Raw genomic sequence first — 16,313 nt, forward strand, 5'->3', positions numbered from 1 at the left:
ATGAGCGACGGCCTGTTCGCGGCCTTCGATATCGGGGTGGTCTTCGCGCTGGCGTTCGGGATCGGCCTCTGGCAGCTCATCGCCGTCCGCCTCAGCATCCGCAGGGATCGCGAGCGGGGTGACGAGCGGGAGTGATCGTGCTCCTGATCGGTTGGCCTATCCCGCGCATCTGCACCTCCTCGCGGACGTTCCCCGCCTATTGCAGGTGGCGCGCGTAGGTGTCCCCGGCGGCTTCCTTCAGCACGGCGCCGGCCTCGCGGCCGATCCGCTCGGCCTCCGTCGCCGGGCCCTGCCGGGAGACCGACCAGTGCCGGCTGCCGTCGGGCAGGAACAGCAGCCCGTCGAGGGTGAGGACGTCGCCCTCGATCCGCGCCAGGGCGGCGATCGGCGTCCGACACGAGCCGTCGAGTTCGGCGAGCAGCGCCCGCTCGGCCGCGATCGTCGTGGTGGTGCGGGCGCAGGCGATCGGCGCCAGCAGGGCGCGAACCGCCGCGTCGTTGGCCCGGCACTCGATCCCGAGGGCGCCCTGCGCCACCGCGGGCAGCATCTCATCGACCGAGAGGACGCTGCGCGCCATATCCTGCAGGCCCAGGCGCTGCAGCCCGGCGAGCGCCAGCAGCGTCGCGTCGCATTCGCCGGATTCGAGCTTGCGCATCCGGGTGTTGGCGTTGCCGCGCAACGGCACGACCTTCAGGTCCGGCCGGTGCATCAGCACCTGCGCCCCCCGCCGCAGCGACGAGGTGCCGACCCGTGCGCCGTGCGGAAGGCCCGCGAGCCCGTCCGCATGCGGGGACAGGAACGCGTCGCGCGGGTCGTCGCGCTCCAGGATGCAGGCGATCACCAGCCCGTCCGGCAGCCAGGTCTCCACGTCCTTCATGGAGTGGACCGCGACGTCGACCTCGTCGGCGAACAGAGCCTGCTCGAGTTCCTTGGTGAACAGCCCCTTGCCGCCGATTTCGGAGAGCGGGCGATCCAGGATCTTGTCGGCCACCGTGGTGACCACCACGAGTTCGGTCTCGAGCCCGGGATTGGCCGCCACGATCTTGTCGCGCACCATCCCGGTCTGTGCGAGCGCCATCGGGCTGCCGCGGGTACCGATGCGCAGGGGGCGGTTCAACATTGGGGTCCGGACGTTTCTTGCGGCGTTATGCGCCCGTTATAGCCTGCCCGTAGCCGCAGGCCATCGCCGGATGCGGGATTCAGCCTCGCTGAATCGTCTTCGTGTCAGGTTGGGCACCGCCCCGGTTTCGCCGGACTGAGCGCTTAGCGGCAGGCACATCCTTTCGAGAGCCTTTGGACATCTCCATGCTGATCGTGCCGAGCCGCCGGCAGTTCCTGACCGGGCTTGGCGCCGGCGCCGGCCTGCTCGCCGGGACGGGCGTCTACGCCTTCGACGTCGAGCCGCTGCACCGGCTGGTGGTGACCACCTATGCGCCGGTCCTGCCGCGCTGGGACCCCGCCCTGCACCTGCGCGTGGCGGTGCTGGCGGATTTCCACATCTGCGAGCCGTACATGCCGTTCGACCGGGTGGCGGAGATCATCGATGCGACGAATGCCCTGAAGCCCGACCTCGTGCTGATGCTCGGCGACTACCCGGCCGGCAAGATCGCGTGGCGCAAGCTGCCGCTGGCGCAGTTCGCCCGGATGGTCGAGGGACTGAAGGCGCCCCTCGGGACCCACGCCATCCTGGGCAACCACGATTGGTGGGACGACCACGCCGTCCAGCGCTCCCGCCGCGGCTCGCCCGCGGTGAAGCACCTGCTGGAGGCCCGCGGCATCCCGGTGATGGAGAACGAGACGCTGCGGCTGGTGAAGGACGGGCGTCCGTTCTGGCTCGCCGGCCTCGCCGACCAGCAGCCGTTCTACAACAGCCAGGAAGAGGGACTCGACGACCTGCCCGCCACCCTCGGGACGATCACCGACGACGCGCCGGTGATCCTCATGGCCCACGAGCCCAACATCTTCGCCGCCGTCCCCGACCGGGTCTCGCTGACGCTCTCCGGCCATACCCACGGCGGCCAGGTCCGGCTGTTCGGCCATTCCCCGGCGATCCGGCGGGTCCGCGGCCACGATTACGCCTATGGCCACGTCATCCAGGACGGGCGCCACCTGATCGTGTCCGGCGGCTTCGGCATGAGCCGGATCCCGGTGCGCTTCGGCGTGCCGCCGGAGATCGTTTTGCTGGAACTTGGCGGTACCGCCGAGCCGCCCCGCGCCTGAACGCCGCGCCACGCGTCTTTTGCGTTCGTGCTGCGCTAACTACCGGCCATGCGCGCGCTTCTTCCCGTCCTCGCCCTCACGATCCTCGCAGCCGGCCCCGGCACGGCTCGGGCCCAATCCTGCGACACCCTGATCGACAAGGTCACGGCGGCGACCGCCGCGAAGGTGACGGAGCGGCGCAGCGACTACGCCAGCTTCGCGGACGGCCCCGACATGACCCTGTCGCTGGCCTGCGGCAGCCCGGACCTGTCCTCGGTCGGCGCGCAGTATCGCGGGGCCAGTCCCCCGGAGGCGTATTACGAGACGTTCGGCCGGGCCGGGCACGCGGTGACCGGCATCGATGCCGCGACCATCACCGAGGCGGCGCACAAGGCCCAGGCCGCGGCCGTCCGCCTGCGCCACAGCAACGTCGACCTGGGCGGCGCCCGGATCACCTGCTCGGCGATGGTCTCCCCCGACAAGGGGCCGCTGACGCTGTGCGCGGTGATCGAGCACAGCGACCGGAGCTGAGGCCGGCGACGGCGCCGCCGGCCCGCGCACGCCTCAGAGCGGGATGTTGTCGTGCTTCTTCCAGGGCTGCTCCATCTCCTTGGTGCGGAGCATGCCCAGCGCCCGGGCGATCCGCTTGCGGGTCGAGTGGGGCATGATCACCTCGTCGATGTAGCCGCGCTCGGCGGCCACGAACGGCGACAGGAAGCGGTCCTCGTACTCGCCGGTGCGGGCAGCGATCTTGTCCGGGTCGCCGAGTTCGCTGCGGAAGATGATCTCCACCGCGCCCTTGGCGCCCATCACGGCGATCTGTGCGGTGGGCCAGGCGTAGTTCAGGTCGGCGCCGACGTGCTTGGAGGCCATCACGTCGTAGGCGCCGCCGAAGGCCTTGCGAGTGATGATCGTCACCAGCGGCACCGTCGCCTGCGAATAGGCGAACAGCAGCTTGGCGCCGTGCTTGATCAGGCCGCCGTATTCCTGCGCGGTGCCCGGCAGGAAGCCCGGCACGTCCACGAAGGTCACGATCGGGATCGCGAAGGCGTCGCAGAAGCGCACGAACCGCGCGGCCTTGCGGGAGGCATCCGAATCCAGAACCCCGGCCAGCACCATCGGCTGGTTGGCGACGAACCCGACGGTACGGCCCTCGATCCGGCCGAACCCGGTCATGATGTTGCGGGCGTAGGCCGCCTGGATCTCGAAGAAGTCGCCCTCGTCGACGACCCGGCGAATCAGCTCGCCCATGTCGTAGGGCTTGTTCGGGTTGTCGGGGATCAGGGTGTCCAGCGACATGTCGAGCCGGTCGACGTCGTCGAAGCTCTCGATCTCCGGCACGCCCTCGATGTTGTTGGCGGGCAGGAAGTCCAGCAGGCGGCGGATCTGCAGGATCGCCTCGACGTCGTTCTCGAACGCACCGTCCGCGATCGAGGACTTGCTAGTGTGGACCTTGGCGCCGCCGAGTTCCTCGGCGGTCACGACCTCGTTGGTGACGGTCTTCACCACGTCGGGGCCGGTCACGAACATGTAGCTCGTGTCGCGGACCATGAAGATGAAGTCGGTCATGGCCGGCGAGTAGACGTCGCCGCCCGCGCACGGGCCCATGATCACCGAGATCTGCGGGATCACGCCCGAGGCCATGACGTTGCGGCGGAACACCTCGCCGTAGCCGCCGAGCGCCGCGACGCCCTCCTGGATGCGCGCGCCGCCGGCATCGAAGATGCCGATGATCGGGGCGCGCATCTTCAGCGCCATGTCCTGCACCTTCACGATCTTCTGCGCGTGCGCCTCCGACAGGGAGCCGCCGAACACCGTGAAGTCCTTCGAGAACAGGAAGACCGTGCGGCCGTTGATCGTGCCCCAGCCGGTGACCACGCCGTCGCCGGGGATCTTCTGCTTCTCCATGCCGAAATCGGTGGAGCGGTGCTGCACGAACATGTCGAACTCCTCGAACGACCCGTGGTCGAGGAGGAGTTCGATCCGCTCGCGCGCCGTGAGCTTGCCGCGCTTGTGCTGGGCCTCGACGCGCTTCTCGCCGCCGCCCAGACGCGCCTGGGCCCGCCGCTCAGCGAGCTTGTCGAGGATGTCCTTCATGGCTGTTCCCGCCCTTACCCTGCTCGTGCCGCCTTGCCCGGTTGAGGCCGGGTCGAAGCTTGTGCGTTCACCGATCCAGCGGCCTTAGCACGGGCGTTTCAGGTGGCAAACCGACGCCAATGTCCGACGCGTCGGACATTCGGGGGGGAGGGAGGAGAATGGTGGACGGTGCAGGGATCGAACCTGCGACCTTTCCCGTGTGAAGGGAACGCACTACCGCTGTGCTAACCGTCCGTGCCGGTGTGCCGCCCGGGGGCGGGACCACCGCGGTCGTACGCGCCTGGAGCAGGCCGCGACCGGATGCCGGGCCTTCTAGGGCGCGCCGACCCGAAACGTCAAGCGCCGCGCGCGCCGTTCCGGTGGGTGAGGTTGACAAGGATGGCGCCGCAATGCGCTGTGGCCGCATGCACGAGAAGCAAGCGGGCGATCCGTCCGACAGCGACGTGACCAGGGAGGACGGCCTGCGCCGGGCCGGACCGCGCGTCGCGATCACCTATTGCACGCAGTGCAACTGGCTGCTGCGCTCCGCCTGGATGGCGCAGGAGCTGCTCTCGACATTCCGTGACGATCTCGGCGAGGTCGCCCTCGTGCCCGCCACGGGCGGCGCGTTCCGGATCGAGATCGCCGGGGTGCTCCTGTGGGAGCGGGTCCGCGACGGCGGGTTTCCGGACGTCAAAGCCCTCAAGCAACGGGTGCGCGACCACCTCGACCCGGGGCGCGATCTCGGCCATATCGACCGGTCATGAAGCGAGGGAACGGCGAGGAGCCCGCGGGGCACCGCGTGCCGGGGACGGGCGCCGCTTGAGCCCGGAACAGGACGCCGAGGGCGCGAACCTCCCGGCGGTCCTTCCCGCGCGCCGGTCGTGGCTGTCGCGCCGGATGCACCGGTTCGGGCGCAACGGGTTCTCCACGCAGGTCTACCTGATCGCCCTCGTGGTGGCGCTGATCGGCCCGGGGCTGCTGTTCACCAGCATCCTGCTCATGCGCTACGCCTCGGCCGAGCGCGCCCGCTTCGAGCAGGACGCCCGCGAGAACGTGCGCGGCATCGGCCTGTCGCTCGACCGCGACACCGCCGGCCTCGTCTCGGTGCTCCAGACGCTGGCGACGTCGCCGCGGATCCGGCAGGGCGACTTCGAGGCGTTCGACGCGCAGGCGCGCCTGGTGCGCGAATCGATCGACCTCGACGTGCTGCTGCGGCGCCCGAACGGCCAGGAGGTCGTCAACACCGGCGTGCCGCGGGGCGCGCCGATGCCGATGATGCCGCTCCCGTTCGATCCGGAGCTGACGCAGGGCGCCCAGCGCGCCATGGTCAGCGGCTACGTCCCGGGCCCGACCCCGAACGAGGCCACCTACGCGGTCGGCGTCCCCGTCATGGTCGAGGGCGAGGTCGCCTACCTTTTGAGCTTCACGGTGCCGCTGTCGCGCCTCCAGGGCATCCTGTCCCGCGAGGTCGTACCCGGCTGGACCACCGGCATTTCCGACCGGAACGGGACCGTCCTCGCCCGGTTGCCGGACCCGGATTCCGTGGTCGGCAAGCCCCGGCTCGCCAGCCTGCGCCAGGTCCAGACCGCGACGCCGGGGGTGTGGGAGGGCCAGGACCGCCAGCACAAGCCGGTCGTGGTGATCGAGGCGCGCTCGCGCCTGACCGGCTGGATGGTCGCCACCAGCATCCCGCAGGCGCTGGTCGATGCCCGGGTGCGCCGCTGGGTCTGGGCCTTCGCGGGCTTCGGCCTCCTGGTGCTCGCCACCTCGTCGGTCCTGGCGGTCAACCTCTGGTCCCGGGTGTCGCGCCCGCTGCGGCTGCTGGCGGCCTCGGGCCCGGCGCTCTCGCGGGGCGAGGCGATCCCCCGGGTGCCGTCGCCGGTCCACGAGATCCAGCGGCTCGGGGCGGTGCTGTCGGACGCGTCCCTGCGCCTGCGCACCCGCGAGGCGGAACGCGACCGCGCGCTGGCCGACACCCGCCGCGGCCTGACCGCGCTGAGCGAGAGCGAGGCGCGGTTCCGCCACATGGCCGATTCCGCGCCGGCCCTGATCTGGATGACCGACGAATCCGGCGGGGTCAGCTTCGCCAACCTGCATTTCGAACACATGTTCGGGATCCCGGCGGCCGAGCTGACCAACGAGGGCTGGGAGCGGATCGTCTACGCGGACGACCTCGATCATTTCCGCGCGGCCTTCGCCGAGGCCTTCGAGGCCCGCGCGCCCTTCCGCACCGAGGTGCGGGTCATCGACCGGGGCGGGGCCGTGCGCTGGCTCCGGTGCGAGGGCGTGCCGCGCCTGGACGACGACCAGAACTTCCTCGGCTACACCGGCTGCAACATCGACATCACCGACGCGAAGTTCGCCGAGGAGCACCTGCTGCTCCTGATCCACGAGCTGAACCACCGGGTGAAGAACACCCTGGCCACCGTCCAGTCGATCGCCGGCCAATCCTTACGCGGTCTGGAAGGTCCGGAGGCCGACGCCGCCCGGGCGGCGTTCGAGGCGCGGCTGCTGGCGCTGGCCAGGGTCCACGACGTGCTCACCCGCGAGAGTTGGGAGGGCGCGGAGATGTCGGCCGTGGTGGCGGACGCGATCCGACCGCTCGAATCCGGCGACGGCCACGCCTCGCGCTTCGCCGTGATCGGCCCGGCCCTGCGCCTGCCGCCGCGGCTCGCCCTGTCGATCGCCATGGCGCTGCACGAACTCGGCACCAACGCGGTCAAGTACGGTGCCCTTTCGGTCGAGGGCGGCACGGTCGAGATCTCCTGGACGGTGCGGCGCGAGGCGGAGATCCGCCTGTACCTGCGCTGGGCCGAGCGCGGCGGTCCGCCGGTGAAGAAGCCCACGCGCACCGGATTCGGCTCCCGCCTGATCGAGCGCAGCCTCGCCCGCGAGCTGGCCGGCGAGGTGGCGCTGACCTACGAGGAGACCGGCGTGATCTGCACGATCGATGCGCCGGTCCCGCCGCCCGGGCTGCTGGAGCGCAAGAGCGCCGGCGCGCCGGCCCGGATCGCGCCGCTGCCGCTGGCGGGGTAGGGCGGTATTTCGATGGACGGGCCGTCGATCAGTGCCGATCGAAGCGGCGGGCGCTCCGCGCGTCGCGCTGCGCGTTGATGTACGCATTCTCCTCGCGCCGAGCGCGGTCCCTGTCTCGCCGGGCCTGCTCGCGGGCAAGCTCAAGCTGCTTCCGCTGGCTGGACTCGATGTCCTTCAGGATGTTGAGCTCGCGCTGCCTCTGGAAGTCCTGGGCCAGGGCGGGAACGGCCATTGAAACGATGAGGGCAGCGATACAGGCGACGATACGCATGGATGATCCTTCCGAATATCGATGGTTCACGTCGCGCTTCTGATGATAACGAAGCGTCCTTGCCGCGACGCGATGAAGATGAGCACATCCGCCGAGATTATGACCGGCGGATTGGTCCCATCTAAGACTGTTCCGTACTGAACACATGCTGAGCGGTTTTTTCAGAATTGCTCAGCCAGCGACCCGAGGGCGGTTCGATCCTCGGTATTGCTTCGCGAGATCGACCGGTGGGACTCGACCGGTCACGCCATTCTGCCAAACGACAGGTTGGAAGGGTCACCGTCCCGAATGCCTGCGCTTCGTCGGGCCTAACGGCTTATTCCGGCATGGCGCAGCGCGACGACCGGTCCTCGAGAGGTACCCAGTTCCGGTACATTTTCGGCCCTGCGGGATCATCCATGTCCCGGAACACTTCGGACTCGCACGGCTACCACCTTGCGCGGTTCATCGATCGGCAGGTGGAGGGCGGGCGCTTTGGACGATACATCTTCCGAGGGTTGATCCCCCATACCTGATAACCCGCACCGTCGTTCCGGGGCGCCGCAGGCGAGCCCGGAACCCAGAAACGTTGTCGGTGCAAGAACTTGGCACGGCGGCGGCTCTGGATCCCGGTCTCCGCTGCGCGGCCCCGGGATGACGGCGCGTGGCAGCATGGGGCAAGCCTTCAGCGGAAGACGACTGAGCTTCCCGCCCCGAAACGAGATCACGAGCCCAACTTGTCTAACCCGTAGCTGTTGACCGACGGGGCACGTTCGGCTTTCCGCCGTGGCATCTCCGGAATCTGGGGCAGGGCGCACAACGGGTCTTTTACCGAACCGGTGGAGCGGATGGATGTCGGTCCGCACTTGTAGGCGGGGCCGCCCGCGCGCCGCCCAGACCCATCCTCAATGATACGGATCGGCCGCATCCCGCAGCCCGTCGCCCATGAAGTTGAAGGCCAGCACCGTCACCAGCACCGGCAGGACCGGCAGCAGCAGCCAGGGATAGAGCTGCACCGCCGCCAGATTCTGCGCCTCGTTGAGCAGCACGCCCCAGCTCGTCACCGGCGGTCGCAGGCCCAGGCCGAGGAAGGAGAGGGCGGTCTCGCCCAGGATCATGGTCGGGATCGACAGGGTCGCCGAGGCGATCAGGTGGCTCATGAAGTTCGGGATCAGGTGGCGGCCGATCACCCGGGCCGGCGAGGCGCCCATCAGCTCCGCGGCCTGGACGAAATCCTCCTCGCGCAGGGCCAGCAGCTTGCCGCGCACCGCCCGGGCGAGTCCCGGCCAGTCGAGCAGGCCGAGGATCACCGTGATGCCGAAGAAGATGAGCAGCGGGCTCCAGTTCGGCGGCAGGGCGGCCGACAGGGCGAGCCAGAGCGGCAGTTCGGGCAGGGAGCGCACCACCTCGATCAGGCGCTGCACCCCGGCATCGACCACCCCGCCGAAATAGCCCGCGATCCCGCCGAACAGCATGCCGAGCGTGAAGGAGATCGCGACGCCCACCAGGCCGATGGTGAGCGAGATCCGCGCCCCGTAGATCATGCGGGAGAACAGGTCGCGCCCGAGCCGGTCGGTGCCGAGCAGGAACAGCGTGCCCGTCTCCGGCGGGCAGACGACGTGGAGATCGGTGGCGATCAGCCCGAGCCAGGCATAGCCGTCGCCCCGGCAGAAGAAGCGCAGGGGCTGCGGCTGCGACGCATCCACCACGTAGTCCCGGCGGAACGTGTCGAGGTCGAGATGCGCCCGGTAGGGATAGACGAACGGCCCGAGGAAGCGGCCGTCGTGGAACAGGTGCACGCCCTGCGGCGGCGCGTGCAGGAAGTCGCCGTTGCGCCGGGCCTGGCCGTAGGGCGCCAGCATCTCCACGAACGGCACCGTCGCGTAGAGCGCCAGCAGGATCAGCGCCGAGGCCACGGCGATCCGGTGGCGCAGGAACTTCCGGACGATCAGCCGCCAGGCCGAGGCGCTGCCGGCGGGGTTCTCGCCCACCGCGTGCGGCTCGAACGGCGCCGGATCGACGAAGTGGCCTCGGGCCGTCTCTGGCATCACCGCGCACCCATGCGGATGCGCGGATCGAGCCAGACCAGGATCAGGTCGGAGATCAGCATGCCGACCAGCGTGAGGCCGGCGACGAACATCAGGATGAACCCGGCCATGAACTGGTCCTGGCTGCGGAGCGCATCGAGCAGGAGCGGCCCGACCGTCGGCAGGCTGAGCACCAGCGAGACCAGCACCGAGCCGGAGACCAGGTGCGGCAGCAGGTTGCCGATGTCGGCGACGAACGGGTTGAGCGACATCCGGAACGGGTATTTCAGCAGCGCCCGCATCGGCGGCAGGCCCTTGGCCCGGGCGGTGACCGTGTAGGGCTTGGCCAGCTCGTCCAGCAGGTTCGCCCGCATCCGGCGGATCATCGCGGCGGTGCCGCCCAGCCCGATCACCAGGGTCGGCACCACCAGGTGCGCCAGCAGCGAGCGGATCTTGGTCCAGTCCCAGGGCTGGTTGGTCAGCGCCGAATCGTAGAGCCCGCCGATCGACAGGCCGAACCAGCGGTTGGCGTAGAACAGCAGGATCAGCGCCAGCAGAAAGCCCGGGACGGCGAGCCCGACATAGCCGAGCAGCGTCACCACCGCGTCCCCAAAGGTGTGCCGGTGGGTGGCGGAATAGATCGCCGCCGGGATCGCGACCACGTGGACGAAGACCACCGCGGTCAGGTTGATCAGCAGGGTCAGCCACAGGGCGTCGCCGACCACGTCCGCCACCGGCTTGTCGTACTCGAACGACCAGCCCCAATCGCCCTGGAGCAGCCCCGAGAACCCGACCGGCCCCGGCATCAGGCCGATCCACATCAGGTATTGCTCCCAGACCGGCCGATCGAGCCCGTATTGGCGGATCAGCAACTCGGCCTTGGCCACGGAGCCCGCCTCGCCGCTGGCACGCAGCTCCATGATCCGGTTGGTCAGGTAGTCGCCCGGCGGCAGCTTGATGATGAGGAACACCAGGGCCGAGATGACGAGCAGCGTCACCGCCATGGTGACGATGCGGCGGAGGATCTGGACGATCACCGGACCTCCGCGCGCGTGTCGGCGCCCTTGTCCCAGAACACCTCGTCCAGGCGCTGCACGCCGATGAGCGCCGTGGGATCCCAGGCGTACAGGGCGCGCCCGGGCAGGTTGGCGAGGCGGTCGGCCCCGACCACGGGCTGCAGCGCGCCCGCGACCGTGCCGATCACCCAAGTGTTCTGCGCGTGGTTCATCAGCATCTCGCGCCAGATCGCGGCCTGCCGCGCGGCGTCGTCGGTGTGCCGCCATTCCCGGTCGAGGTCGAGCAGGTGCTGGACCTCCGGGACGTCGCAGGCCTCGCCGGACTTGCCCCGGCTCTCGACGTTGGCGCTCCAGAGCGGCCAGGCATAGTGCTCGGGCTGGGCCGGGCTCAACTCGGTGGGCGGCATGATCGCGGTCGGCACCGCGAGGTCGAGGCCCTGGGCTGCGACCATCACGGTCATGCCGGCGATGGAGCGGCGGTGCAGGTTGGTCCGCTCCTGCGGCTTGGTCACGAGGCGGATGCCGACCTCGCGCCAGAACTCGGTGATGAGCAGGAGCGCGTCCAGCACCATCTCGGCCTCGCCGTCGCTGTCGACCACGACCTCCATGGCGCGCCCGTCGGGCATCAGGCGGATGCCGGAGTCGTCGCGGCCGGTGAGCCCGATCGCGTCGAGCAGGCGCGCGGCCCCGGCCGGGTCGTAGCCCGCGTGGAGCGTGCGCAACTCCGGCGTGTAGAGCGGGCTGTCGGCCACGATCGTGTCGTTGCCCTCGGTGCCCAGCCCGAACAGCAGCGTGTTGTTGAGCGTCCGCCGGTCGATGGCGAGCGACAGGGCCTGCCGGTAGCGCACGTCCCGGTTCAGCGCCCGCCAGCCGGGATCCCGGGTGGTGAGGTTCGGGTAGAGCGCGATCTCGGAGCCCCGCGCCACGGGCCACAGGTTGGTGCGGTAGCCGTGGGCCTTCTCGCCCTCCTTGAGGCTCGGGATGTCCGGCATCGACAGGCCGCGGAACATCAGGTCGGCCTCGCCGGCATTGGTCTTGGCGACCAGCAGCCCCTGCGAGGCGACGTCCATCACGATCGTGTCGACGTAGGGAAGCTGGGTCCCGGCGGTGTCGACCCGGTGGTAGCTGCGGTTGCGCTCGAACCGGAAGCGCGTGGCCGGCGAGCGGGTCCGCGGCACCCAGCCCTGGAGGGTCGGGCAATCCGGGTTGTTCAGCTCGTAATTGTCGTCGAGGCGGTTGTGCAGGGCCGCCCAGCCGCGCAGCTTCAGCGCCTTGGCCTTCGCGTCCGCCGCCTCCTTGCCGAGGTAGCGGGCGTGGACGGTCTTGAGGTAGTGCGCCGGCCGGTAGATCAGCGGATCGCGCGGCGCCGCGAGCGCCGGCAGGAACATCGGGTTCGGCCGGTCCCAGCTGAAGCGGATCGTCACCGGGTCGAGGAATTCGACCTTCGGGAGCTTGCCGTCCACGAGGAAGAAGACCGGCGGCCCCTCGGGGCTCAGGGCCTTCTCGTTGGCGACGTCCTCCCAGTAGTAGCGGAAATCCTCGCTGGTGAACGGGTGCCCGTCCGACCAGCGGTGGCCCTGGCGCAGCGTGAAGGTGAACACCCCGCCGTCCACGTCGATCCGCTCCAGCAAGTCGGGCCGCAATTGCAGGTCGGCATCGTAGCCGACGAGCCGCGTGTAGCCGTAGACCGAGAGGTAGCGGACATCCCGGGCCTTCGCGATCAGCGTCCGGATCGTCCCGCCGGCGGTTCCGGTGCGGCGGCCGCGGGCGGCGAGGTCGATCACGAAGGGTTTTTCGGGCGGGGCGGGGGTGTCGGTCGGAGGGGTGTCGGCGAGTGCCTTGCGCGGACGAGAGAGCAGGGCGGCGGCACCGAGGCCCGCGATCAGGGCGCGGCGGGAGACGCCGCTTCCCGCGTGACCACGGTTGAACTTCGGCTCATGCGAGTCGCGACCTACCCCCTCTCCCGTGCGGGAGAGGGTTGGGGTGAGGGACCAGGGTCTTCCGGAAAAGTCGTACCCCTCACCCTGTCCCTCTCCCGCACGGGAGAGGGGACCCGCGGCAGGTTCGGACGCGTGGGCTTCCAAGCGTTCGCCGAGCGGAGCAGGGTGGCCGTCGCGGGTTTCGAAATCGCTCACGACCCACCCCCCGCCACCGGATGCAGGGCCACGTAGGTCAGCCGCGCCGGCGAGTACCCCGTGGCCCGGTGCAGGTCGTCGAAGGCGTGCGCGCGAGCGATCAGCCGGCCGGCCTTGCGCACCAGCGGATCGTTGGCCGGCTGCTCGAACGGGCGGCCGTTGCGGGTCCAGCGGATCGGCTCGGAGCCGGGATCGGGGTTGGTGATCATCGCGATGGTCGGGTGCGCGGGGCCGCCATGGGCGTGGATCCGGTGGCCGGCGGCGTCGTCGTCGAACAGCAGCCGGGTCAGGCCGCGGGCTTGCGCCTCAACGACCCGGCGTCCCTGGGCGACGTGGTCGTCGAAGAACGCCACCGTGACCGCGGGATCGATGCCCGACCAATCCACCGTGGACCAGTCGGCGGTGCTGTAGCGGGCCTGCGGGTCCCGATACTGCAGCCCGGACAGGTCGGGGTCGTGGCAGAAGATCCGGGCTCGGGGCCGCGCCATGCGGATCACCCAGGTGGTGAGCCCGCGGAACACGCCGGATTCGATGACGAAATCCGGCTTCAGCGACCGCATCGCCACGTAGAGCTGGAGCGCGCCGTTGAAGCCGCTGCCGCCCCGGCGCTGCCGGACCGGGGCGGTGGGGATCAGCTCCCAGAACTCCCGGACCCAGTCCAGGAGATCGCCGTCCGGCGCGAGGCCGGCGGCGGAAAGATCCCGCTCCAGGATCGCGGCGGCCGATTCGAGCAAGAACGTCACCTCCCGCGGCGAGGTCGGGCGGTGGCTCCAGTCGGGGGCGGCCGGGACGAGGTCGTAGCCGAGGCGGTCGAACAGCGGCGACAGCACCTTGCGGCGCAGCCGTTCGAGCATCACGGGCGGGCGGCCCTGCATCACGCGGCCTCCGCGTCCTGGGCGGCGCCGAGCAGGACCCGGTGGCCCGCCTCGATCTCCCGCATCGCGCCGGCCTCGTCGGGGCCGAGACGGTAGGGCTCCGCCCAGCGGGTCGGGTCGTTCTGGTCGCCGGTGATCGCGGCGAAGTCGAGCGGGCGGTCGAGGCTCGGGTCCGGCACGGCGGCGAGCAGCGCCCGCGTGTAGGGATGGACCGGGCGGCGGAACAGGGCGGCGCGGGGCGCCTCCTCGACGATCCGGCCCCGGCACATCACGCTGATCGTATCCGCCATGTAGTCGATCACTGCCAAGTTGTGGGAGACGATCAGGTAGGACAGCCCGAGGGCCGCTTGCAAATCCTTGAGCAGGTTCAGGATCTGCGCCTGCACCGAGACGTCCAGCGCCGAGACCGGCTCGTCCAGCACCAGCAGGCTCGGCCGCGGCGCCAGAGCCCGGGCGATGCCGATCCGCTGGCGCTGCCCGCCCGAGAAGGCGTGCGGGTAGCGGCTGAGCCCGCTGGCCTCCAGGCCGACCATCGCCATCAACTCCCGGCAACGCGCGCGCCGCTCGGCGGCGGGCACGCCGTGGATCTCCATGGGCTCGGACAGGATCTGCCGCACGGTCATGCGCGGATCGAGCGACGCGTAGGGATCCTGGAACACGAACTGGACCGTGCGGCGGTAGGCGAACAGCGCGTCGCCGGAGAGCTTATGGACGTCCCGCGGGCCGCTCCCGTCATCGAACAGGATCTTGCCGGAATCGGGCGGCAGCGCCCGCATGATCATCTTCGAGACCGTGGTCTTGCCCGAACCCGATTCACCGACCAGCCCCAGGGTCTCGCCGGCCGCGAGGCTCAGCGACACGTCCGACACGGCATGGACGATCCGGGGCTTCTGCCACAGGCGCCCGGCCCGCAGGGTGAAGCTCTTGCTGACGCCCTCGACCCGGAGCAGCGGCCCGGCGGGCTGCGCCGGCTTTTGGACCGGGGGGATCTCGGCGCGGGCCGGGCGGATCGGGGTCAGGCGCTCGCCCGGCGCCATGTCGAACCGCGGCACCGCGTGGAGCAGTGCCTGGAGATAGGCGTGGCCGGGCGCCCGCATCACGGTCTCGCGCGGGCCGGCCTCGACCAGCCGGCCGCGGTACAGCACGGCGACGTCGTGGGCGATGTTGGCGACCACCCCGAGATCGTGGGTGATCAGCAGGATCGCCATGCCGGTCTCGTCCTGGAGCCGCGCCAGCAGGGCGAGGATCTGCGCCTGGGTGGTGACGTCGAGCGCCGTGGTCGGCTCGTCGGCGACCAGGAGGGCGGGCTCGAGGATCAGCGCCATGGCGATCATGGCGCGCTGGCGCAGGCCGCCGGACAGCTCGAACGGGTAGGTCTTCAAGGCGCGCTTCGGGTCCGGGAAGCCGACCCGGGCCAGGGCTTCCTGCGTGCGCGCGTCGGCCTCCCGGCGGTCCGCACCGGTGTGGATGCGCAGGGCCTCGCCGATCTGGTCGCCGATCGTGTGGAGCGGCGACAGGCAGGTCATCGGCTCCTGGAAGATCATGGCGATCCGCTGCCCGCGGATCGCCCGCATCGCCGATCCCTCGGTGTCCAGCCGGGCGATGTCGATCTCCGCCGGCCCGTCGCGGAACAGGATCTGTCCGCCGGCGATCGCGGCCGATCTCGGCAGGATGCCCATGATCGCCTGGGCGGTGACCGACTTGCCGGAGCCGGATTCGCCGACCAGCGCCAGGGTGCGCCCGCGCATCACGTCGAGCGACAGGCCGTGCAGCGCCGCGAACGGTCCCGTCTCCGTGCGGAAGGTGACCGCGAGGTCGCGGATGGACAACAGCGGGCTCAACCTGTCCTCGCAGCGGGTGAGACCGGAAGATTAGATGCCGCAGCGCCGGTTTCCACCATGGCACCGGAAAATAGGCTTTGGGGATCGAGACATGTCACGGCCGGATGGTCGCGGAGGACCGCGAGCAGGTCGGCCACGAAGGCCCAGATCGCCGCGTCGTGGACGCGGTGGTGGGTGAGCAGGCCGACCGGGCGGGACGGATCGCGGGCGATGCCGGCGGCGAGGTCGCGCAGCAGGTCGTCGGGGTCGCGCACCGAGCGGGTGCCGCGCCAATCGATGGGGTCGAGGGTGGCGTCGGCCCGGACGAGCCCCGGGATCGCCGGTCCCGGCACCGCCGAGAGCCCGCGATAGCCGAGCCCCGGCAGGGCGGCGGCGAGGTCCGGGGCGAACCGGTTCCAGGGCGGCACGAAGACCGGCAGCAGCAGCGCCTCCGGCAACCGCTCCCGAGCAATCCGCAACCCGGCGGCGGCATCCGCAACGCGCGCGTCGAGCGGGCGGTGCGGGCCGAACTCGGCGGCCTTCTCGCCCGGAGGGGCGTGATCGTGGTGGGCCAGTCCGTGCACGGCGACGCGCACGGCCTTCGCCGAGGCCAGCCGTACCCCGAGGGACGGCTCGATCCCGCTCGGGATCGCGGCGAGCAGGAGCGGCGCGTCGTGCGCCTCGGCCAGGGCGATCAGCCGGTCGAGGGCAGGGGTCGCCGCCACGACATCGTCGTCCCGCCACCAGAACCGCACGCGCCGGCTGCTTGCGGCCGCTTCGTCCAGAGCTTCCCGCAGGGCGATAACGCCCAACCGCGCGCTCTCCCTCCCCCCTCTGCGGGGGAGGGTGGCCCCCGAAGGGGGTCGGGAGAGGGGA

At 70.6% G+C, this 16,313-nt stretch carries 14 protein-coding genes and 1 tRNA gene; 5 read left to right on the plus strand and 10 right to left on the minus strand.

Going from position 1 to position 16,313, the window contains the following annotated elements; all coding sequences use genetic code 11:
- A complete protein-coding gene (locus tag MFF40_RS28815) occupies positions 1-135 on the plus strand; it encodes a hypothetical protein (protein WP_283206088.1) in 135 nt (44 codons plus the stop codon).
- Positions 136-196: 61 nt separating this feature from the next.
- Here MFF40_RS28815 and hemC read toward each other — a convergent pair whose 3' ends face one another.
- Positions 197-1,120, minus strand: a complete 924-nt coding sequence (hemC, locus tag MFF40_RS05910) for a hydroxymethylbilane synthase (RefSeq protein WP_238259911.1) — start codon at positions 1,118-1,120, stop codon at positions 197-199.
- A 185-nt stretch (positions 1,121-1,305) separates the two neighbouring features.
- On the opposite strand from hemC, the gene MFF40_RS05915 reads away from it, so the two are divergent.
- Positions 1,306-2,220, plus strand: a complete 915-nt coding sequence (locus MFF40_RS05915; RefSeq protein ID WP_238259913.1) for a metallophosphoesterase — start codon at positions 1,306-1,308, stop codon at positions 2,218-2,220.
- A 48-nt stretch (positions 2,221-2,268) separates the two neighbouring features.
- Positions 2,269-2,730, plus strand: a complete 462-nt coding sequence (locus MFF40_RS05920) for an ABC transporter ATPase (RefSeq protein WP_147856002.1) — start codon at positions 2,269-2,271, stop codon at positions 2,728-2,730.
- A 33-nt stretch (positions 2,731-2,763) separates the two neighbouring features.
- Here MFF40_RS05920 and MFF40_RS05925 read toward each other — a convergent pair whose 3' ends face one another.
- Together MFF40_RS05925 and MFF40_RS05930 are read right to left on the minus strand one after the other, a co-directional pair.
- A complete protein-coding gene (locus MFF40_RS05925; protein WP_147856001.1) occupies positions 2,764-4,296 on the minus strand; it encodes an acyl-CoA carboxylase subunit beta in 1,533 nt (510 codons plus the stop codon).
- 159 nt (positions 4,297-4,455) lie between these two features.
- Positions 4,456-4,530 (minus strand) — tRNA-Val (locus tag MFF40_RS05930).
- 170 nt (positions 4,531-4,700) lie between these two features.
- Between MFF40_RS05930 and MFF40_RS05935 the strand changes: the two genes are divergently transcribed.
- On the plus strand, positions 4,701-5,042 hold the full coding sequence (locus tag MFF40_RS05935; RefSeq protein WP_238259915.1) for an Rdx family protein: 342 nt from the start codon (positions 4,701-4,703) through the stop codon (positions 5,040-5,042).
- Between the two features lie 55 nt (positions 5,043-5,097).
- Positions 5,098-7,314: a sensor histidine kinase gene (locus MFF40_RS05940; protein ID WP_147896599.1), complete on the plus strand. Its 2,217-nt coding sequence runs from the start codon at positions 5,098-5,100 to the stop codon at positions 7,312-7,314.
- A 28-nt stretch (positions 7,315-7,342) separates the two neighbouring features.
- Here MFF40_RS05940 and MFF40_RS05945 read toward each other — a convergent pair whose 3' ends face one another.
- The 7 genes from MFF40_RS05945 to MFF40_RS05975 form a co-directional block, all read right to left on the minus strand.
- Positions 7,343-7,585 (minus strand): hypothetical protein, encoded by a 243-nt coding sequence (locus tag MFF40_RS05945; protein WP_147854746.1) that lies wholly within the window; start codon positions 7,583-7,585, stop codon positions 7,343-7,345.
- 884 nt (positions 7,586-8,469) lie between these two features.
- Complete coding sequence (locus tag MFF40_RS05950; RefSeq protein ID WP_238259917.1) at positions 8,470-9,612, minus strand: ABC transporter permease; 1,143 nt, start codon at positions 9,610-9,612, stop codon at positions 8,470-8,472.
- Positions 9,612-10,628, minus strand: a complete 1,017-nt coding sequence (locus MFF40_RS05955; protein ID WP_238259919.1) for an ABC transporter permease — start codon at positions 10,626-10,628, stop codon at positions 9,612-9,614. The genes MFF40_RS05950 and MFF40_RS05955 overlap by 1 nt, the downstream gene beginning before the upstream one ends.
- Positions 10,625-12,742 carry an ABC transporter substrate-binding protein gene (locus tag MFF40_RS05960; protein ID WP_378994917.1) on the minus strand — a complete coding sequence of 706 codons (2,118 nt, stop codon included), beginning with the start codon at positions 12,740-12,742 and terminating at the stop codon, positions 10,625-10,627. The genes MFF40_RS05955 and MFF40_RS05960 overlap by 4 nt, the downstream gene beginning before the upstream one ends.
- Positions 12,739-13,617: a hypothetical protein gene (locus tag MFF40_RS05965; protein ID WP_238259922.1), complete on the minus strand. Its 879-nt coding sequence runs from the start codon at positions 13,615-13,617 to the stop codon at positions 12,739-12,741. Before MFF40_RS05965 ends, MFF40_RS05960 begins: the two co-directional genes overlap by 4 nt.
- Positions 13,617-15,458: an ABC transporter ATP-binding protein gene (locus MFF40_RS05970; protein ID WP_238259924.1), complete on the minus strand. Its 1,842-nt coding sequence runs from the start codon at positions 15,456-15,458 to the stop codon at positions 13,617-13,619. The genes MFF40_RS05965 and MFF40_RS05970 overlap by 1 nt, the downstream gene beginning before the upstream one ends.
- On the minus strand, positions 15,455-16,249 hold the full coding sequence (locus MFF40_RS05975; protein WP_238259926.1) for a polysaccharide deacetylase family protein: 795 nt from the start codon (positions 16,247-16,249) through the stop codon (positions 15,455-15,457). The genes MFF40_RS05970 and MFF40_RS05975 overlap by 4 nt, the downstream gene beginning before the upstream one ends.
- Positions 16,250-16,313 lie beyond the last annotated feature (64 nt).

The sequence above is a fragment of the Methylobacterium mesophilicum genome, from assembly GCF_022179445.1.
Taxonomy (GTDB): domain Bacteria; phylum Pseudomonadota; class Alphaproteobacteria; order Rhizobiales; family Beijerinckiaceae; genus Methylobacterium; species Methylobacterium mesophilicum.